Source organism: Pseudovibrio sp. FO-BEG1 (assembly GCF_000236645.1).
Lineage (GTDB): Bacteria > Pseudomonadota > Alphaproteobacteria > Rhizobiales > Stappiaceae > Pseudovibrio.
Genome location: NC_016642.1, coordinates 864941 through 885206, shown reverse-complemented (window position 1 = coordinate 885206; position 20266 = coordinate 864941). Strand labels below are relative to the sequence as shown.

At 53.0% G+C, this 20266-nt stretch carries 14 protein-coding genes; 8 read left to right on the top strand and 6 right to left on the bottom strand.

Going from position 1 to position 20266, the window contains the following annotated elements:
- Positions 1 to 205: 205 nt before the first annotated feature.
- Positions 206 to 1537 carry a cyclic nucleotide-binding domain-containing protein gene (locus PSE_RS04145; protein ID WP_014283709.1) on the top strand — a complete coding sequence of 444 codons (1332 nt, stop codon included), beginning with the start codon at positions 206 to 208 and terminating at the stop codon, positions 1535 to 1537.
- 50 nt (positions 1538 to 1587) lie between these two features.
- Here PSE_RS04145 and PSE_RS04140 read toward each other — a convergent pair whose 3' ends face one another.
- From PSE_RS04140 to PSE_RS04130, 3 genes are all read right to left on the bottom strand, one after another.
- Entirely contained in the window at positions 1588 to 4776 is a 3189-nt protein-coding gene (locus PSE_RS04140) for an efflux RND transporter permease subunit (protein WP_014283708.1), read from the bottom strand.
- Between the two features lie 3 nt (positions 4777 to 4779).
- Complete coding sequence (locus PSE_RS04135; protein ID WP_208982232.1) at positions 4780 to 5937, bottom strand: efflux RND transporter periplasmic adaptor subunit; 1158 nt, start codon at positions 5935 to 5937, stop codon at positions 4780 to 4782.
- Positions 5938 to 6145: 208 nt separating this feature from the next.
- Positions 6146 to 7075: an SDR family NAD(P)-dependent oxidoreductase gene (locus PSE_RS04130; RefSeq protein WP_014283707.1), complete on the bottom strand. Its 930-nt coding sequence runs from the start codon at positions 7073 to 7075 to the stop codon at positions 6146 to 6148.
- Positions 7076 to 7306: 231 nt separating this feature from the next.
- Between PSE_RS04130 and PSE_RS04125 the strand changes: the two genes are divergently transcribed.
- The 4 genes from PSE_RS04125 (at position 7307) to PSE_RS04110 (ending at position 12204) form a co-directional block, all read left to right on the top strand.
- A complete protein-coding gene (locus PSE_RS04125; protein ID WP_014283706.1) occupies positions 7307 to 8092 on the top strand; it encodes an ion channel in 786 nt (261 codons plus the stop codon).
- A gap of 160 nt (positions 8093 to 8252) precedes the next feature.
- Positions 8253 to 9083, top strand: a complete 831-nt coding sequence (locus tag PSE_RS04120; RefSeq protein WP_208998083.1) for a PHB depolymerase family esterase — start codon at positions 8253 to 8255, stop codon at positions 9081 to 9083.
- 197 nt (positions 9084 to 9280) lie between these two features.
- Positions 9281 to 10564, top strand: a complete 1284-nt coding sequence (locus PSE_RS04115; protein ID WP_148266083.1) for a CaiB/BaiF CoA-transferase family protein — start codon at positions 9281 to 9283, stop codon at positions 10562 to 10564.
- A gap of 2 nt (positions 10565 to 10566) precedes the next feature.
- Entirely contained in the window at positions 10567 to 12204 is a 1638-nt protein-coding gene (locus PSE_RS04110; RefSeq protein WP_014283703.1) for a thiamine pyrophosphate-binding protein, read from the top strand.
- 20 nt (positions 12205 to 12224) lie between these two features.
- Here the strand turns inward: PSE_RS04110 and PSE_RS04105 are convergent, their stop codons facing one another.
- Positions 12225 to 12749 carry a DUF302 domain-containing protein gene (locus PSE_RS04105; RefSeq protein ID WP_008548580.1) on the bottom strand — a complete coding sequence of 175 codons (525 nt, stop codon included), beginning with the start codon at positions 12747 to 12749 and terminating at the stop codon, positions 12225 to 12227.
- Between the two features lie 113 nt (positions 12750 to 12862).
- Positions 12863 to 14068, bottom strand: coding sequence for a YeeE/YedE family protein (locus tag PSE_RS04100; RefSeq protein ID WP_014283702.1), 1206 nt, complete (start codon positions 14066 to 14068; stop codon positions 12863 to 12865).
- 467 nt (positions 14069 to 14535) lie between these two features.
- On the opposite strand from PSE_RS04100, the gene PSE_RS04095 reads away from it, so the two are divergent.
- Positions 14536 to 15921, top strand: coding sequence for a tetratricopeptide repeat protein (locus PSE_RS04095; RefSeq protein ID WP_014283700.1), 1386 nt, complete (start codon positions 14536 to 14538; stop codon positions 15919 to 15921).
- 100 nt (positions 15922 to 16021) lie between these two features.
- Positions 16022 to 17173, top strand: coding sequence for an OpgC family protein (locus PSE_RS04090; RefSeq protein ID WP_051125875.1), 1152 nt, complete (start codon positions 16022 to 16024; stop codon positions 17171 to 17173).
- Positions 17174 to 17281: 108 nt separating this feature from the next.
- On the opposite strand, the gene mdoH is transcribed toward PSE_RS04090, so the two are convergent.
- A complete protein-coding gene (gene mdoH / locus PSE_RS04085; RefSeq protein WP_014283698.1) occupies positions 17282 to 19156 on the bottom strand; it encodes a glucans biosynthesis glucosyltransferase MdoH in 1875 nt (624 codons plus the stop codon).
- A 114-nt stretch (positions 19157 to 19270) separates the two neighbouring features.
- On the opposite strand from mdoH, the gene PSE_RS04080 reads away from it, so the two are divergent.
- Positions 19271 to 20248, top strand: coding sequence for a zinc-binding alcohol dehydrogenase (locus PSE_RS04080; RefSeq protein ID WP_041767940.1), 978 nt, complete (start codon positions 19271 to 19273; stop codon positions 20246 to 20248).
- The last annotated feature ends 18 nt before the right edge of the window (positions 20249 to 20266 follow it).

Here is a 20266-nt window from a genome sequence, read left to right as displayed (position 1 = left end):
CTCCCCTGCCTTTTGGATATCTAAGCGTGCTGCATTGGATGGCGCCACTCCGAAATCTTTCCCGTAAATTCCAGAGATACTGCTTTAAACCCTGAAGCTTGAGGCATAATCACTTCCGTAAACCAGAGCCGTTTTGGGAATACACTGTCGAGTTGAATGGAATTTGAGAGATCCCATTGGTGCAGGATTACCATGATTTGCCAAAGTGCATGCAGGATGGGATGGGCGCGGTAAACTCCTTGGCACTGCTGATCAGCCCAGCGTTTTACTGAAAGAAGGCCCGTGGATGCGCTTCCTGTCTCAGCGCGATGTCGAACAATCCTCGAAGAAAGCGAAGTCGCCGCTTGAGGTGAGCTACGGCAACATTCCGCGGCATCGCACACAGCTGCATCAACGCCTTCTGGATCTTGGCCTTCCCACTCAACCAGTCATTCGTGAAGTGCTGGATTGTGCTCAATACTTCTCTCTCAAAGCACATGAAAATCTGCTCGTTCAAGGGCAAAGTGCCGATCGGTTCTTCATCATTCTGGAGGGGGAACTGGAGGTCATCAAAGTCGATCAGGATGGGGCTGACACGGTTCTTGGGCATCTGAAGGCCGGTGATGTGGCTGGAGAACTGGCATATATCCGCGCCCATGTTGGACCACAGCGGTATATTGCGACTGTTCGAGCCAAGCGGGATACGGTTGTTGCCTCGCTGAGTTGGAACCGGTACGGCACGCTGCCTACTTCGACTGAGACCAACTCCATGCTGTTCCGCTATTTTGCACGGCAAGCGGCGCATCAGTTGGAGCAGACCAGTTCGCGGGTGCTGGAAGAGATCAAGATCCGGTCGCGGCGGTTGCAGGCTTATGCGGTTTTGCTGGTGGCAAACATGATTGCCATGTCATCGTTTGCACTGTTCATCAGTCTCTACAAAAGCACCTTTGATGACTATGGCTATGGCTTTATTGCCATGACGATTTACAGCCTGAGTCTGAACTTCATACTGGCTGCCATCCTGTTCTACATCATGAAGAACCTCTATCTGCCACCGCGTATATTCGGGCTTGAGTTCACGCATCTACCGGGCCAGTTCGGCTATGGGCTGGTGATGACCATTCCGATCATTCTGGTGATGGCGGGCGTCCGTTACATCGTTCACCCCTCAGAAGAGTCTTTCTCCTTCTACTTTCTCAGCCATCAGGTGCAGGGGCCATTTATGGGATGGCCGGAGTTTGCCTTTGCGATTTTTTATGCGTTGGTGATGTGCCCAATTCAGCAGTTCATCGTGCGGTGTGGCATGCAGGTTCCGGTGACTGCGGCGCTGGGTCCGCATAAGATTTCTTCTGTCTTCTGGGGCAACTTTGCAGCATCTGTTGCCTTCTCCATTATCCACCTGCCCTACTCCAAGCTGGCCGTTCTGCTGACGTTTATGGTGAGCTTCTATTGGGGGCTGATGTTCCAGCGGCGGCGATCCTGGATAGCTGTTTCAACCAGTCATGCCATTGCGGGGCTTGCTGCGTTTTACTGGTTTGCTTTGCTGCGCATTGCATAGAAAAAGGCGCTCGAGGCGCCTTCTCCATTGTTGCTATGTTTTCAGCCAGATCAGCTATCAGATGGCTTTTCTTCTTTGCCATCGCTTGCAGCCAGTTCTCCGCCTGTGCCTTTAGCTGCGCGGCCCTCCTCGATGGTCCACCCAGCCTTTTCGCGCATCCATTGGAAGCTGACGTAAAGGGTTGGGATGAGGAAGATGCCGATGGTTGCTGAGAACAACATGCCAGCCAGCACCGGAACGCCCACGGCGACCATTGCGCCAGCGCCCGGACCAGACGCGATCACCAATGGCACCAGACCTGCGGAGAATGCCAGAGACGTCATCATCACTGGACGGAAACGCAGGCGTGCACCTTCAATGGCGGATTCGTAAAGCCCCATGCCATCAATGCGCTTTTCAAGTGAGAACTCGTTCATCAGGATCGCGTTCTTACCAGCCAGTGCAATCAGAATGACCATGCCGATCTGCGCGTAGAGATCGAACGCCAATCCGAAGATCCAGAGACTGAGCAACGCACCTGCCAAGGCTGGAGCCACGGAAAGCAGAACCGGTATTGGTGTGTTCCAGCTTTCATATAGCGCCACGAGGAACAGGTAGGCGAACAGGAAGGCCAGACCGAGCACCAATGCCGTTTGGCCTGCTGCTTCTTTCTGTTCTAACGCCAGACCAGTCCATTCATAGGCATAGCCCTTCGGCAAGGCTTCGGCAGCCACACCTTCCATTGCGGTCAGAGCTTCACCCAAGCCCGCTCCCGGAGCGGCGTTGCCGTTGAAGGACACTGCACGGTAGTTGTTGTAGCGGGTGATGGTGTTTGCACCTCGCGACAGCTCCGTGTGCACGACAGAAGATAGCTCCACCATCTCACCGGTGTCGGAGCGAACAAAGATAGTGCCAATGTCCTCAACACCAGAGCGATACTTCTGTTCTGCCTGTAGGCGGACAGTCCATGTCCGGCCATAGAGGTTGAAGTCGTTGATGTAGTAGCCGCCCAGCGTTGCCTGTAATGCGTTGTAGACGCTGGCGATGTTAAGGCCAAGCACCTGCGCGCGTTCACGGTCCAGCTGTACATTCAGCTGAGGGGTATTTGCGTTGAAGGTGGTGAAGAACGATGCGATATCAGGCGCTTCATTCGCCGCCACGATCAGTGAGCGGGAGATCTGAGCAAGAACTGTCGGGTCCTGACCTTCCAGCGCTTCCATGATGAACTCGAACCCACCTACGGTGCCAAGGCCATCAATCGCCGCCGGGTTGACCGGGAAGAAGGTTGCTTCCGGAATACCGGCCAGTGATCCGTATGTTCGATAGACGAAAGCGAAGGACGACAGTTCGCGAGATGGACGTTCCTCATAGTCTTTGAGTTTGACGAAGAAGACACCTGCGTTTGGTGAAGAACCGCCACCTGCCAACAGGTCGAGACCAATGATCATGGTGGTGGAGTCCACCGCTGGATCCTTGCGGATGATCTCATCAGCTTTGCGCATGACGGCTTCTGTCCGGTTGCGAGACGCACCCGGAGGCAGGTTGACCAGCACCATGGCATAGCCTTTGTCCTCATCCGGCACAAAGCCATCTGGCGTGTTGGACACAATCAAGAAGCCAAAGAGCGCAAAACCAACTACAGCAGGCAAAGAGTACAAAGACATCTTTGCGATACGTTTGATGAGGTTTGCATAGCCATGACCAACATCGTCAATTTTCTGAGAGATTTTGGCCATCACGCCCGTCAGGTTCTCTGACTTCATCAAGATTGCGCAAAGTGCCGGAGACAGGGACAGCGCGTTGATGGTGGAGATAACCATGGCTGCAGAGATGGAGACCGCGAACTCGCGGAAGAGCACGCCGGATGAGCCCGGCAGGAAGGCCACAGGCACAAACACCGAGAGCAGCACAAGCGTGGTGGCGAGCACGGGTGCCGCTATCTCACCCACGGCTTTGGACGTTGCCTGAGCTGGTGTGAGATCGGGATGCTCATGCATAATGCGTTCAACGTTCTCAACGACGATGATCGCATCATCCACCACGATACCAATGGCAAGCACTAGGGCCAGCAATGAGATTGTGTTGGCCGAATAGCCCATCATGTAAGCTACTGCGACTGCACCGATAATCGACACCGGAACCGCGATGAGCGGGATGAGTGTTGCCCGGAACTTGCCGAGGAAGACGTAGACCACAATGGTCACAAGCACGAAGGCTTCCAGCAGCGTATGGATCACCTTCGAAATCATCTCATTCACGAAGAGAGAAGTATCGAAGACAGAGATGTAAGTGAGATCTTCCGGAAAGCGTTCTGCCAGATAAGCAATACGCTCATTGACGGCTTCTGACACTGCCACTGCGTTTGCACCCGGTGACAAGTAAATGCCGATCATCGCAGTTGGCTGCTGATTGTATTCTGCCAGCACGTCAAAGGAGGCACTGCTGAGTTCTACGCGGGCCACGTTGCTCAGGTGGACGACAGATCCATCAGGATTGGCGCGTAGAACGATGTTCTGGAACTCCTCAACGGTATTCAAGCGGCCTTTCGCCGTGACCGTCAGCTGAAGTTGCTGGTCCGCAGCCAGAGGTGCTGCACCAATACGGCCTACAGCCGCCTGTTTGTTTTGAGATTGAACTGCAGAGATTACGTCTTCTGCTGTCAGATTGAGGGCTCTGAGTTTGACCGGATCCAGCCAGATGCGCATGGAGTAATCTTGCGCGCCAAATACGCTGGCATCCCCGACGCCCGGAATACGCTTCAGTTCGTCTACGATGTTGATGGTGACGTAGTTGGAAATGAAGAGGCCGTCGTGGGTTTGATCCGGAGAGTAAAAGGAGATCGCCTGCAGCAGGTCACCAGCCTTTTTGGTGACGTTGACACCCTGATCCCGCACTTCCTGTGGGAGCTTACTCTCGATGGTGCTTATTCGGTTCTGAACGTTCACCGCGTTGATATCGGGATTGGTGGTCAGGTCGAAATAAACTGTCAGGGAGTAGGTGCCATCGCTGGATGAAGACGACTTCATATAGCGCATACCATCCACGCCGTTGACCGCTCCTTCGATGGGCTGGCCCACACTCTCTTCCACCGTGAGCGCATCTGCACCGATGTAGGTGGCGTTCACCTGCACGGTTGGTGGTGCGATTGTTGGATACTGAGAGACCGGAATGGAAAAGATCGAGATCGCGCCGACCACGACGATCAGGATCGAAATCACCATCGCCAACCGAGGTCGGCGAATAAACATGTCATAGATCATGGTTTACTGACCTGCCAGCTGCGCGTTGACTTTAATTCCCGGACGGACTTTCTGAATGCCGGAGGTGATCACCAGATCGCCTTCTTCCAGACCACTGCCAACGATGACGAGACCGTTGATCTGATCAACAACGGTGATACGCTGCTGCTCCACCACATCTTCGTTGTTCACCTTCAGCACGTATGGACCTTCCTGATCCAGTAGTAGTGCGGATTGGGAGACGACGAGCACAGGTGCTGCATCTTTCGGGTTGGCGACCACATCAACCAGCTGATGATCGAAGAGGACATGATCAGGGTTCTCGAACACGGCATAGGCGGTGACGGTGTCAGTGCCCGGATTGGCTTCCGCTTCGAGGAAGTCCAGCTTGCCGTCGTGTTGGTAGAACTTGCCGTCAGACAGGCGAATGCGAATGAGGATGTTGTCTGTTTCCAGATTATCTGCCCGCTGTGCCTGCAGGATCAGAGCCTGAGGCACGGGGAAAGCAACGCGGATCGGATCCAAAGAAGTGATGGTCGCCAGCGTGCCGCTGTTGGCATTGACGTAGGCCCCTTCTTTGAAGGCTGATGTGCCGATCTGCCCATCCAGCGGAGCGCGGATTTCAGTGTAGCTTAAGTCAAGTTCGGAGAGTTTGAGGTCTGCCTGACGGAGAGCAAGGGTGGCGTTGGCTTCTTTGAGGTTGGCACGGGCTGTATCCAGTTCTGAGACCGAGATCGTGTCCCGATTGACCAGCTGCTCCTTACGGTCGAAGTCGACCTTTGCCAGATCTACCTTGGCCTGAGCGCTTTCCAGATTGGCCTGCGACTGCTCAACAGCGAACTCGTATGGCTCCTGCTGGATCACGTAGAGAAGATCGCCTTGTTTGACGGTCTGGCCTTCCTTGAACTCCAGCGGTTCCAGAAACCCACCAACACGTGCGATGAGGGCAACCTGACTGATTGCCTCTGTACGCCCTGCGAAAACGCGTTCTTCTTCAATAACTTCTTTGCGCGCGGGTTCTACAAGAACACCCGGCGGCGGGGGCGCTGCCTCTTGCGCGTTGACCACTCCTGAAATGAGGAAACTGCCAAGAGACGCCACCAGAAATGAAGCGGCGACTTTACGAGCAGATGAAATCAAACTTCCATTCCGGCCGGCAGGGAATTCAATTTTATTTTTCATTTTTTACTCTTACACATTGAGAATTGCTGGCAGCACTTGCCTAACATTACCCTAGGGAAGTGACTCAATCCTTGATGGCTCGGGCACAGCTGGAGTCTTCGCTGCCAAGGTGCCCTGGCGACGTTGCGTTCAAGTCAGATTGAGAAGTGAAATTCTCCTCTCACTTTCGTGAAGGAAAGCCCGTGACCGCTGTCACAAAAAGCGGTTTCTAGGTGTTTTTACACTCACTCGCCTGTGCCAGTTGTACAAGCTGCTGCGTGTCCTCCCAGAACTTGCGCCGCGTTTCAGCATCCAGAAAATGCTTGTCCGGTGGGTATTTGGTGCCGCATTCGTAGAAGCCGCCGGTCTTCTCAGCAAAATCCTGCGAGAGCAGCATGTGCATGGCAGGCAGTGCCGCGTAGGGCGCGGACTTTCCGACCAGCGAACTCTTCATGCCTAGCCAGAAGCGCCTTGCTGCGCTGTAGGCTTGTATCTGTTTGGTGAGAACAAGACCGGGGCCAAAGGCATTGATGCAGATATTGGTGTCTTTCAGCTGCTCTCCGATTTCTGCGAGGAAGAGAAGGTTGCAGTTGGTGTGGGCCTTGCGGCGCTCCCAATTGCTGAGTTTGCAATCCGGATTGTTGAGCAGCGTCATGTTGGGCAGCTCGAACCGGGTGGCAGGGCTAGCGAAGGAGACAACACGAGGCGCTTCCTGTTTCTTCAGCAAAGACGTGAGTTTGTTGAGGAGTTGGAACCGGCTGAGATAGATGACAGCAAAGCCTGCCTCGATTCCCTCTTTGGTGATGCCGTGAAAGCCCGGTGTCTCACTGGCGCAGAGGACGACACGGCTCAGGTCTGGCAGTTTTTGCTGGATCTCGCTAGCGAGGTGATCCACTTCCGAGATAAGCGAGAGGTCAGCAACAAAGCTGCGATGGGAGCGATTGGGGCCAGCTTCGCCAACCTCCTTGAGGACGGATTTCAGTTTATCCTTAGATCGGCCTACGAGGACCAGACTTTGGCCAGCATCTGCCAGACGGATTGCAAGCGCCCTGCCGATGCCATCCGTTGCGCCCGTTACCAGACAGGTGTTGTTGGTTGCCCGCCATTCCTCCAAATACCCGGGAGGTGGCGGCACCGGAATGGCCTTGGCTTTTTTCATGCCGGAAGTAGAGCAGAAACCCTTTAATCAGTTGCAGAATTTTTCGATAAACTCACTGAGCGAAAGCGTAAGGGTTTACTTGCCACTTGGATGCATGGGCCAGCAGAGTTTTGGCGTTTGCGGTTCACACGAAAGTTTTTGCGCGAGGATCTTGAGTGACTTTGCAGAAAACCCCAGATTTGCTAGTAGATTTTGATCGGGCCTCACGTCGGGATTAGGGGATTTAGATTTATGCAGGAAGCAATAACCGATTTCAGGGGCGCGTTGCGACGTCTCTATTTCGGGCAGACCACCGCAGCGCGTTCCTGGCGTATCGGGCTGCTGATGTTTGATGTGGTAACGATCCTCTACTTCGTGCTTTCTGCCACGCTTCCGCAACTGGAAAGTTACCCAACGCTGGACTGGGCTATCGGCCTCATTCTGTTGATTGATTACGGCTTCCGCCTCGCGATTGCTCTGAGGCCTGTGCGAGCTGCCTTTGACAGTACGGCGATTGCAGATCTGATTGTGATCCTGTCACTCTTTGCTGAAGCGTTTATCGAGAACCTTGGCTTCCTGCGTGTGATCCGCATGTTGCGCTTGTTGCGGTCCTATCATGTGATGAAGGATTTGCGGGAGACGTTCTCGTGGTTCAAAGAGCATGAAGAGATCATCAACTCGGCCCTGAACCTGATGGTTTTCGTGTTTATGGTGAGCGCGGTTGTTTATGTCATCGAGGCGCAGCTGAACCCAGACATCAACTCCTACATGGACGCGCTGTACTTTACCGTTACCACTCTGACGACAACTGGCTATGGCGACATCACCATGACGGATACGATGGGCCGCGGGATTACGATCGTCATCATGGTGTTTGGTGTGGCGTTGTTTTTGCGGCTGATCCAGACCATTTTTCGTCCGTCGAAAATCAAATACGCCTGTCCTGATTGTGGCCTTAATCGTCACGATAATGACGCCGTTCACTGCAAGCATTGCGGCAATACCTTGCACATTCCCACTGAAGGGGAATGGCAGTAGGCCCTCTCGCGGTAAGCCGTAAATGACGGCATCATTTTTGAGAGTAAGACCGCCCTTGAGGCGTATGTTAGCATAATCAAAATTAATCTCGGCAATTCGTGGATTTGACCATGAATTTCAAAGAGTTAAACCCGAGAAACCGGCAAGAAGTGGAATGGGCATGAGCCTTATTACAAGTGCGATTACGTTTGCTACTGTGGTTATTTCCGGGTTGGTTCCTAATGCGACAATGGCAGAGGAAGCGACCTGTGGTGTGACAGCTCCCTGTGAAGTTGAGAGCGGTGAATACTATATTGCACTTCCGGATTCTCCTGCTGATGATGAACAGATTGGTGCCATAATCTACCTACACGGGTGGAAGGGCAAAGCTGATCGGGCGATTGAGAATAAGGCTCTGCGCAACCTTGCAAACGAGCTTGGTGTCGCTTTGATCGTGCCGCAGGGCGTTGGCGGTTCCTGGTCTTATCCGGGCTCCCCAAGTCAGGATCGTAACGAGTTCAAATTCTTCGATGAGCTGCTGGCAGACGTTTCTGACCGTTTCCCGATTGATCGTGAGAAGATCCTGCTTTCCGGCTTTTCCATGGGCGGCTCCATGGTTTGGAATCTGGCCTGCTATAAAGGCGAGAATTATGCCGGATTTGCCCCGATTGCCGGTGCTTTCTGGGATCCTATTCCGGAGAAGTGTCCATCTCCTTTGACCAATTTGTACCACACGCACGGTGTTGAAGATAAAACCGTACCGATGGTGGGCCGCGCGATTGGCGCGAACTGGCGTCAGTCTGATGTGTTTGACAGTCTGGATGTATGGAAGCGGCAAGCTGGTCTTTATGGCAGTGAGCCAACATCCATCACGGCAGGCGAGTTGGAGTGTGATGTATGGTCTGCCAAGGGCGAGAAGCTGGAGCTTTGCCTGCATGATGGTGGCCATTCCATGAAAGCCAACTGGATCCGCCGGGCATGGCTTGATCTTGCCAACACCAAGCACTGGTAAAACCCACAGGTCCATCACGCTGGAAACTGTAAATTTCACGGGTCATCACGATACTGTGTGATTTTTCAGATTGTTGTGGTGGGCCTTTTCTGAGTGCTCTAACGTCTCTCCAAAATTTGCTGGATTGCTGCATGTAACAGGGTCAGTCACCCTCCATTTGCGGTCAATCTCGCCTCAAAACCAATGGATTAGACGGTTTGAATTCTCAACGAGACGGTGAACAGCACCACTCTTCCACCACCAAAGGACCTTTAGATGGTCTTATGGTGCTTGACCTTTCCCGCATTCTGGCAGGCCCAACCTGCACCCAGCTGCTGGGCGACATGGGCGCTGAAATCATCAAGATTGAACACCCAACACGCGGCGATGACACCCGCAAATGGGGCCCTCCTTTCCTGAAAGGCAAAGGCGGCACTGATACGGGTGAGAGCGCGTACTATCTCAGCTCCAACCGTAACAAGCATTCTCTGGGCATCGACATGCGCTCTGAAGAAGGCGTGGAGATGCTGAAGGAGCTGGCCGCGACTGCCGACATGGTTATCGAGAACTTCAAGGTTGGTGACCTTGCCCGCAAAGGGCTGGGTTATGATGATCTGCGCGCGAAAAATGATCGTCTGATCTACTGTTCCATTACCGGTTTTGGCCAGACAGGCCCTTATTCTCACCGTGCAGGCTATGACGCGCTGATCCAGGCCATGGGCGGGATCATGAGCATTACCGGCTTGCCTGAGGAAGAAGGTGGTAGCCCAACCAAGATTGGTGTCGGCATTGCTGACGTGATGTGTGGCATGTACGCCTGTAACGCTATTTTGGCAGCCCTGCATCACCGAGAAAAAAGCGGTGAAGGTCAGCACATCGACATTTCCTTGCTGGATTGTCAGGTGGCTTGGCTGATCAATCAGGGCCTTTCTTATCTGACGGACGGCAACATCCCAAAGCGGCTTGGCAATGCGCACCCGACCATCGTGCCTTATGAGACCTTCCCGGCCTCTGACAAAGATTTCATGGTGGCTGTTGGCAACGATGCGCAGTATCAGCGTTTTTGTGAGGTTCTGGGGTGTCCCGAGCTGAGCACTGATCCACGCTTTGCGACCAATGCAGACCGTGTGCGCAACCGCTCTGAGTTGGTGCCATTGCTGCGTCAGTTCACAATCAAACAAGGTGCACAGCATTGGACGGATGAGCTGGAGGGTGTTGGTGTTCCGTGTGGTCCAGTGAATGATCTGGCCGGTGTCTTCAGCGATCCGCAAATCCTGCATCGCGGTATGAAGATTTCTGTGCCACACAAGCAGTCTGAGGATGGTCAGGTGAACCTAATTGGCAACCCGATCAACTACAGCAAGACGCCGGTTACATACCGGAAGGCTCCGCCGACCCTTGGCGAGGATAGCATTGAAGTGCTGACCAAGTACCTGCAAAAAACCAAAGAAGAAATTAACGATCTCGCTGCTCGCGGTGTCGTGTCACTGGGAGATTCATAAGTATGCGCGGCGCTGATCTTATTGCTCAAAAACTGCATCAGGCTGGTAGTCAATATGCGTTCGGGATTCCGGGCGGCGAAGTGCTGGCCCTTATGGATGCGCTGAACCTTGCTGGGTTGAAATTCAATCTGGTGAAGCACGAAAACGCTGGTGGCTTTATGGCTGAAGGGGCTTGGCATGGCCTTGCTCGCCAAGGCACGGATGCTCCTGTTGTTTTGCTGGCAACGCTCGGACCGGGCGTGACCAACGCAGTCAACGTTGTTGCCAATGCGTTTCAGGATCGCGTTCCGCTGATCTTCCTAACCGGTTGCGTGGATACCGCTGAAGCTGAGACCTACACCCACCAGGTGATGGACCACCAGCAGCTGCTGCGCCCTATCGTGAAGGCCAGCTTCAAAGCTGCTCCGGGTGCGTTGAATGCCATGATGGATAAGGCAATTTCCATTGCCATGTCTGGTCAGCCGGGCCCCGTACACATTGATGTGCCGATCTCCGTTGCTGAAGCCGAAAGCGACGAAACGCAGAAAACGCCGAACTACGGTGTTCGCGCTGCCCAACTGCCATTCGGTGATGTGCTGGAGCAGGCGCGTGATCTGCTGGGCTCCGCTCAGCGCCCTATCGCTATCGCTGGCGTGGACGCTGTCAACGTGGATGCTGGCAATGAGATTGAGGCCTTCTGTGAGGCCTATCAGATTCCGCTGATCACCAGCTACAAGGGCAAGGGGCTCATTCCAGAGAACCATAAGCTTTCGCTTGGTGGGGCTGGCCTTTCTCCAAAAGCCGACAAGAGCCTGATGCCATTGCTGGCGGATGCCGATCTTGTTGTGCTGATTGGGTATGACCCAATCGAGATGCGTGTGAACTGGCGTAATCCGTGGAGCGAAGAGACCTCTGTGATTGAGCTGACACCTGTGCTGCGCAGCCATGGCATGCACCATGTGAGCCATACGCTGGAAGGTGACATCAAGCCAACGCTACTTTCGCTGACACCTGAGGATGAAGCAGGTGTTGTTCCTGAGGAGAGTGATTGGCTTCGGGACCGTATCGCATCTGCCAAAGATAAGCTAAAGACGGACTTTGCTGCTGAAGAAAGCGGCTGGGGGCCGGCGACTGTGTTCCACGGCCTTCGTGAAGCCCTGCCGGATACCACTGTTGCAACGGCTGACAGTGGCGCGCACCGCATTCTGGTCAGTCAGATTTGGGAGAGCCTCTACCCGCGCACCATGCTGCAAAGTTCTGCGCTTTGTACAATGGCTTGTGCGTTGCCGCTTGGTATCGGGCATAAGATGGCGAAGCCGGAAGATCCGGTTGTTGTGTTTGTTGGTGATGCTGGCCTTGAAATGGGTCTTGGTGATCTGGCAGTTTTGCGTGACATGCAGGTGCCGTTCATTGTCTGCGTGCTGGTTGATGAGAGCTTGTCTCTGATTGAACTGAAGCAGCGCGCCAACCAGAACCCAAATCTGGGTGTGGACTTCTCCGCGACCAACTTCCCAGCACTTGCTGACGCTTATGGCGGGCATGGTGTTTGGGTGGATGATGCAGAGAGCCTGAAGGAAGAGGCGAAGGCAGCGCTGGAGCGCGATACCTTCACCGTTCTTGCTTGCCGCATAGACCGCCGCGCCTACGACGGTAAGTTATAGAGAATGCAGTTGATCGTGCCTCAGGTGTTGCCTGTGGCACGGTCCGCAATACGCTGGAAGACCACGTCCAGCTCCTCGCTCAGCGAGACCAGATCCTCAGATGCAGTATCCCGATATGGCTGGAAGACGAAGCTTGGTGTCTTCCATGAGAGCGTTGCGGATCCATCTGGATTTTCCGTCAGATAAAACCGGATTGGGGCCTCGATCCCGGCTTGCACGCTGGCTGCCAGCATGCGGCGCGCGAAGTCATTGCGGAAAACGCCGATGACATAGTTGCCGGGGATTTCGAAACCGTTGGCTTTGGCACCACGGGATGCACTCGCCATGCTGACCAGCAGCATGTCTTCCTCACGGATGGCTTTCTTGAGCGAATCCAGCAGTTCGTCGATTGCCTTGGTGGTTTCGATAACACGCCAGCCATTGCGCGGAAGGACCTTCCCCTGCTGCGCTTGTTCTGTTGTGATTTGAGCTTGTGATGGTTGAAAGGCGGCCATAACGAACATCAATGTTCCAACAAAGCCAAGCACACCCGTCAGAATTTTCATGGTTCAATCCTTCTCGTAATGAAATGAGTTTAAAAGTGGGAGTTGAACAGGCTGTTGTTCAGCCTCCCTCGATTTTAATAGGCCCAGTTTTAGTCGTATGCAGAGCTCAGCTGTCACTTTGCAGTAACAGGCGCTGGGTCCATACCGATCAAATGGCGGACACGGGTTCCGACCATGGAGCCGGCGAAGGCGAAAACAAGCCATAGCCAACCATGCATGGAACCTGAAGTTATCCCCCCAAGGTAGGCCCCGATGTTGCACCCGTAAGCGAGGCGCGCGCCGTAGCCGAGCATCAGACCGCCGACAATCGCGGTACCAGCATCTCTGAGGTTGATCCTCTTCACCGGATTAAACTTACCAGCCAGTCCGGCAGCGATCAGAGCTCCCAACACGATGCCGAAGTTCATGACGGATGTTGAATCTGCGAAGACCGATCGTTCAATTGCTGCTACCTGCCATTTCCAGTAGGGCCAGGTCTCTACCGGGATACCAACAGCGTAAAAAAACTTTGCACCCCAGAGTGCGAAACCAGAGGTGACACCCCATGGGCGACGCAGCACAATGAACGTAAGAACGCAAACCAACGCCAATATCAACGCACCCAGAACATAGCCCCACTGGCCCTGTAAAAAGCCGGTTGTTTTGCGGGGTTTCTCCAACTCACCCCATTGTTTTTTCTCGATAAACACCGAGAATATCGCAAAGGCGATGAGCGGTAGAATCGTGATCATCAGCGCTGGGACCACCCCAAAACCACGCACAAGCGAAAATGCCGGTAATCTTGGAAGAGAATTCCAGAACGGAAAGTGCGCTGTCGCGATCACACTGCCTAAAACGAAGAAGGCAAGAGTGGTCACCATGCGGGATGAGCCACCTCCAACGGTGAACAAAGTGCCTGACCCACACCCACCACCAAGCTGCATTCCGATGCCGAAAATGAAGGCACCGACGGCAGCTCCAACACCGAATGGAAACACGAAGCCACCGGTTGGTAAGCCGATGTCTGATCCGTATTGGAGAAGTGGGAAACTTATCAAGCAAACCAATGAGATAAGTAGGAATTGAGCGCGTAGCCCCTGCCCTCTTCGCTGGGTAACAATCCGGCGCCAGGCAGCGGTAAATCCAAAGCTTGTATGGTACAAAGCAAGGCCTGCCAGCGCACCTATCAGCGCAGCACCGAAGACGCGCCAGCCACTGTTTTCCAATCCCAACACGGCGACCACCGCCAGAGCCATCAGCGCACCAATGACGATTAATGTTTGTGGGGACTGAATCTGTTGATCGATATTAGTTTGTTGATAGCTACCGGTATCCGCCATGAATTCGCCACGTACTTAGTCTCTCTTGGGGCAATGACATTGCACAGTGGAGGCTAACTAGAAAATCAAGAAGCAGTGAACACTATTTTAACCAGCAAACAGAAGATTATCAAAGGGTAATAAAATACAGGTGTAATAGAGCCAAATATCTAAAATCTTACTTATTATCACTATTAATAATAGTAAGATTTTACAAGAGAGCTTCTATTTGCCGCATATTTTTTCTTACTCATTAGAATGGTGTTTTCTATTTCTTCATGAGGTTGAACTATATTTTCTACATAAACAAAGCTTGCTGATATTAAACACCTTTTTGTGTGTTGAACGTCATCGCCAGTTTTGAAAGGGTTCTGATCAACAGATTTCCTGGCAGACCTGTGTCGTAAGCAATGTGAACCCAATGGCTTATCTCATGAGCATTTGCACATTGCACGAATTACCGGTCGCCCTAACCACGGGTCGCATCCATGCGCATTGATGACCAGTTCGAATACGCGGTAACACTCTCCGATAAGGGTGCATTAACACACTGGAACAACACTATTCTTGCGTTCCTCGCACATAGTGCAGCAACGCCGGAGCATCTTGCGAAAACACTGGAGGCTGATCCAGATTTTGCGCTGGCTCAGGCCGCTCGTGGCCTGTTCTGCCTACTGCTCGGCAGACGCGAAATGACGGCAACTGCTTTTGAAGCTTACGCAATTGCAGACAAGTGCCGCAGAGATACTCAGATTACAGATCGTGAAGAAGCTGTTGTTGAAGCTTTGAACGACTGGCTCCAGGGCGCCCCAAGCAAAGCTGCTGATCGCCTTGATGAAATGCTTCTTAAATACCCACGCGATGCTCTTACTTTGAAGCTGGTGCACGCCATTCGCTTCGTGCTTGGCCAGCCATCCCGTATGCGCTCCTCCATTGAAGGTGTGATTGGCGCTTACGAAGAAGACCACGTTGCCAAGGGTTACGTTCACGGCTGTTACTCCTTCGCGCTTGAAGAAAGCGGCGATTTTGAGAGAGCCGAACGCATTGGTAAAGAAGCTGTCGCGCTTCAAAATGACGATGCGTGGGGCCTGCACGCAGTCGCTCACGTGCTGGACATGACCGGCAAGACCGAAGAAGGCATCAAATGGCTCGACGACCAGCCACAGGCCTGGGAACACTGCAACAACTTTGGCTATCACGTCTGGTGGCACCTTGCCTTGTTGCATCTGGACCGTGGCAATGTGGAGCGCGTTTTCGAGCTCTATGACCAGAAATTCCGCAAGGATCACACTGACGATTACCGCGATATCTCCAATGCCGCTTCCATGCTGGTTCGCCTTGAGCTTGAGGGCATCAAGGTTGGTCACCGCTGGGAAGAACTGGCGAGCATCAGTGAGAAGCGTATCGACGATTCCTGCAATGTTTTCGCTGACTTGCACTACATGCTGGCCCTGTTGGGCGATAACCGCCGTCAGTCATCTGACCGTCTTTTGGCCCGCATGCGCACCTTTGGTGAAGAAGACACCAATGAGATGGGGCATGTGACCAAAGTCGCTGGTTCTCCAACAGCTTCCGGCCTGATGCAGTTCAAGAACGGCAACTACTTCAGCGCTTATCATCACCTTGCAGAGGCCCGTCCGCTGCTTCGTACAGTTGGCGGCAGCCATGCTCAGCGCGATGTGTTTGAACGCATCACGATTGAAGCTGCTCTGCGCGCTGGCCTTTGTCAGGAAGCAAAACGCATGATTGATGAGCGCACTCGCCTGAGAGGTGGTTCAGACACCTATGGCGAAACCCGCATGGCTCAGGCGACCCGTATGATGGAAGCCACTGACCTTATGCAAAGTGAACACCTGCGATTCCGCATGGGATAATTGAAGGTGCAGCTTCGGGGGATTTCGGAGCTGCATTTTCCGACTTATAGTTTTTAGTTTCAGAGACACCGTGAACAAACACAATATACCGCCGACGCCTATGAAAACGGCAAGCCGCCAAAGAGATCCTCGCCTCGATTTTTTCAGAGGCATCGCAATGTTCATCATCTTTATAGCCCACCTGCCAGCAAACGGGTGGGCTCTTTGGATTCCGGCTCGTTTCGGCTTTTCCGATGCTACCGAGATATTTGTGTTCTGCTCCGGAATGGCCTCAGCCATCGCATTTGGTCGCGTGTTTGAACTACATGGCCTTGCTATGGGAAGTGCTCGCGTGCTCTTCCGCGTCTGGCAAGTTTACTGGGCGCATATTTGCTTGTTCCTTGCAGTAGCAGGCATGCTTGCGTTCCTGCAAATCAACGGCTGGACCAGTGATGACTATGTGGGCAAGCTAAACCTCTGGCATTTCTTTGAAGATCCAATCTTCCAGCTTCCAGGGCTGCTGACGCTGACCTACGTGCCAAACTACTTCGATATTCTGCCGATGTATCTGGTGATCCTTGCGATGCTGCCAGTGATTATGGTTGCGTATTACAAGGTTGGCCGTGGTGCAGTTGCTGCGATCATTGCTGCTTTCTGGTTGATTGCAACTTTCAGGCTGGTCGACTTCCCTGCTGAGCCTTGGTCAGATCGCCGTTGGTTCTTTAACCCATTTGCATGGCAGCTGCTGTTCTTCACCGGCTTTGCGTTCATCAAAGGTTGGATTCCAGCGCCTCCTGTCAAAAAACGCCTGTTGTTCCTGAGTGCTTCAATTATCATTTTGACAATCCCATTCGCTTACTTCCGCATTCTCAACGAAGTGCCTGAGCTTCGCCGAATTGCGAATGATATCAGTGATCTCACCGTGAAGTCCGAGATGGGTATTCTGCGCTACATCCACTTCCTCGCTCTTGCTTATGTTGCTTGGGTGGCTGTTGGTGAAGGCGGGCACCGCCTGCTCATGGGTGGCTTTGGTGGCAAAGTGGTCCGTGTGATCAAGAAGGTTGGACAGCAGTCTCTGGCTGTGTTCCTCGCCAGCCTCATCCTTGCGCAGGGCCTTGCAATCTTCCGCGATGAGCTTGGCCTGAAAGGCACCATCGCAGGCGGTATTTTGGCGAACCTTCTGGGTTTCGCTGGTCTGATCGCTGTTGCTTACATAGTAGCTTGGTTCAAGGGTGAGCCTTGGAGAAAACCAAAGGAAAAGCCTGCTTCCTAACAGACCTAGTTTTTCAGCACTGAAAAAGAAAAGCCGATTGCGTGAGTTACTCAAACGCAATCGGCTTTTTTGTTGGAATGCCTGAGGTTCCTTACTCAGGCAATGCTTTCATCGTGTAGCCGCCGCCCTGTTTGCCTTGGCCAACTCCATCTCAACCCTCCGCTGCTCCTTGCTGAGGCCCTGTAGCTCAAGCGGAGTTTTCTTCTCTTCTGGCAGAGCCCAAAGACCGGAATGCTTGAAGTACATGCCAAGCACCGGTTTTGACGTGATCATTGCAAACGGGATGGTCAGTAACGGCCCAAGGATTACGGGTAGCAAGAGCCATGTATCGGCCAATGAGTAGTCCATCATCCAGATTACACCGCACAGACCGAAGAGTGTTTGCGGCCAGAACTTCTTGGCTGCTAAAACCAATGGAATGCCGTGCGGCTGTCGTGACTGCCCACCCCATTGCGTTTTCCGGCCAGCAAACAGCTGCGCGATGAAGATGCTGTGCGCGATTGCCATTACAGGTGCCAGTAGCATGGAATAAACCAGCTCAAAGAATGCACTGATGAACACTGAGAGAAAACCGCCATATTCCTTGCGTTCACTGCGAACTGTGAGCACATGAGCCAGCGTTGCCAGCTTGGGCGCAAACACCATACTCATAACGGTTATGATCAGGATGGTGCCATAGAATGGATCAAACGGCATTGTCCCGGGTGCAGCGATGGATGCTGTAAGGATCGCCATCGCTATGAAGGTGAGCCATGCAGGTGAGCCGATAAACATAAGGATCGCCAAGGCAAGCTGAATACGGCCTAGTAATTTAAAGCCCGGCTCGCGGAGAAGCTTAAAGTACTGCAGGTTTCCGTGGCACCAACGCAGGTCTCTGCGGATAAACTCAATCAGATGCGGCGGGTTTTCCTCATAACTGCCGCCTTCAACAGGCCAGACGCGAACTTCATAGCCTGCATTTGCCATCATGGCGGCTTCGACCTGATCATGGCTTAGGATCGGGCCGCTCAAAGCATCCGTCCCCGGAAGAGGTTCCAACAGACAATGCTGTGTAAACGGCTTGATGCGGAAGATTGCATTGTGTCCCCAATACGGACCGGAAGAGCCCTGCCACCATGCAGCACCCAGAGTGTAAGAGCGCATGCCGAGACGCATGCCCCATTGGAAGACACGGGTGAAGAAGGAGTTGGTCGATAAGCCCAGTACAAGTGTTTGCAAGATGCCCAAACGCGGGTTCACATTCATCTTGCTCACAAGGTGACATAGAGCTTCAGCAGAAAGGAAACTGTCGGCATCCAGCGTGATGGCGTACTCGTGCCGATCACCCCAGTTGCGGCAGAAATCCTCGACATTCCCTGCTTTGAAGCCGATGTTTATTTCTCTTCTTCGATAGAGCACATCGATGCGATTTTGCCAACGAGCTCTGAGAAGAGAGAACTCTCTCATTTCCTGCCGGATATGATCGGGGTCGTTGCTATCACTCAGGATATACAGGGAGAAGCCATTCAGCTGCTCTAGACGATCCAGATCCTGCAACATTGCTTCCAGCTTGGCTGCAACCTCAGGAGAATCCTCGTTTCGCACGCATGAAAGCAAGGCAGTTTGCTTGTTCTGTAACGGCTTTTTCAGGTCCAGCGTACCAAGAGGCGTTCCAGCGTAGACCTGTGCAGTGGGGTTTGAGGAGAACCTCATCAGCGCCAGACCGATGACAGCATGCCAGAAGCCGATGATGAGCCACGGTAAGGTTACCAGAAATGCGAGAAGCATCACGACTTTTGAAAGGGCAAAACCACTGGAGAACAGTGTCAGAACCATGATGGTGGTGAGCGCTGCCAAAGTGGTGAGAACAAGCCCTCCAAAGATCAGTCTACGCCGGTATAAGCGCTTATTTTCCTGATGCTTGTCGATGATGTTGGTGGAGAGCAGCTGGTCAACAAGACGAGTGTGGGTGTTCTCTTCAGGAACCCGTGATTGTTTTGTCATGTCCTACCCAAATTATTATTGTTTTTAGAGGGACCTACATTTCTGCTAGTTTCCTTTGTTCACGTTTCCCTAGAGTATATTTGTGAAAGTTTAGCGATCCGGGGAGCGGGTTTCTTGTCTGAGATAGCCAGGGCGCTTTGGTATACTGCGCCTCAAACCATTGAAATAAGAGAGGAAAAACTCTCTAAATCATCTGGTAACCGTGTTTACTTAAAAACCCACGCTTCTGCAATCAGCCGGGGTACGGAGGCCATCGTTTTCAGCGGTGATGTGCCGGTGAGCGAGCGCGAGCGGATGACTGCGCCATTTCAGGAAGGCACCTTTCCGTTCCCCGTTAAGTACGGGTATGCAAACGTTTCCGAAGTAGCTGAAACAACAGGTGATTTGAGAGCAGGCCAACGGGTGTTTTCCCTCTATCCGCATCAAAGTAATTTCCTGCTTTCGGCCGAAGCGCTCTACCCTATTCCAGAGGATTTACCGAGTACCCGAGCAACATTGGCTGCCAATATGGAAACAGCGCTGAACATCATCTGGGATGCAGGTATTTTACCCTGTTCGCGTGTAGCTGTTGTGGGGACTGGGACCGTTGGCTCTCTGGTTGGATATTTGTGTGCCCGTATTGCAGGTGTACGCATGACCATGATCGATGTGAACCCAAAACGGCAAGACATTGCAGATGAGTTCTCCTGCGACTTTGCATTGCCCGAAGTTGCGCCGGAAAATCAGGATGTTGTGGTGCATTGCAGTGCGTCCGAGTCTGGCCTCAACACAGCTATTCGTATCGCAGGCAGAGAAGCCAAGATTGTGGAGGCTTCCTGGTATGGTTCACGCCCTTCTGGCCTGGTACTTGGCGGTAGTTTTCACAGCCAGCGGCTGAGTCTTGTCTCCTCGCAGGTGGGGCAGGTCGCCCCTGTCATGCGGCCACGCTGGACGCATCGCAGGCGGATGGAAGCCGCAATTTCTCTGCTGAAAGATGAGGTGCTGGATACTTTGCTTGCTCCGGCTATCGAGTTTGAGAAAGCCCCACATGATCTGAAGGATGTACTTTCCGGCAAGAAGGATACTCTTTGCCAACCCATTGTTTACTCTTAGTTTTACAAGGATTTTGAG

Bases quoted from the DNA above. Each gene is read 5' to 3' on its own strand.
- PSE_RS04120 (WP_208998083.1), top strand. From the start codon at position 8,253: ATGAGCCTTATTACAAGTGCGATTACGTTTGCTACTGTGGTTATTTCC.
- PSE_RS04110 (WP_014283703.1), top strand. From the start codon at position 10,567: ATGCGCGGCGCTGATCTTATTGCTCAAAAACTGCATCAGGCTGGTAGT.
- PSE_RS04135 (WP_208982232.1), bottom strand. From the start codon at position 5,937: ATGAAAAATAAAATTGAATTCCCTGCCGGCCGGAATGGAAGTTTGATT.
- PSE_RS04090 (WP_051125875.1), top strand. From the start codon at position 16,022: ATGAAAACGGCAAGCCGCCAAAGAGATCCTCGCCTCGATTTTTTCAGA.
- PSE_RS04100 (WP_014283702.1), bottom strand. From the start codon at position 14,068: ATGGCGGATACCGGTAGCTATCAACAAACTAATATCGATCAACAGATT.
- PSE_RS04140 (WP_014283708.1), bottom strand. From the start codon at position 4,776: ATGATCTATGACATGTTTATTCGCCGACCTCGGTTGGCGATGGTGATT.
- PSE_RS04105 (WP_008548580.1), bottom strand. From the start codon at position 12,749: ATGAAAATTCTGACGGGTGTGCTTGGCTTTGTTGGAACATTGATGTTC.
- PSE_RS04095 (WP_014283700.1), top strand. From the start codon at position 14,536: ATGCGCATTGATGACCAGTTCGAATACGCGGTAACACTCTCCGATAAG.
- PSE_RS04125 (WP_014283706.1), top strand. From the start codon at position 7,307: ATGCAGGAAGCAATAACCGATTTCAGGGGCGCGTTGCGACGTCTCTAT.
- mdoH (WP_014283698.1), bottom strand. From the start codon at position 19,156: ATGACAAAACAATCACGGGTTCCTGAAGAGAACACCCACACTCGTCTT.
- PSE_RS04130 (WP_014283707.1), bottom strand. From the start codon at position 7,075: ATGAAAAAAGCCAAGGCCATTCCGGTGCCGCCACCTCCCGGGTATTTG.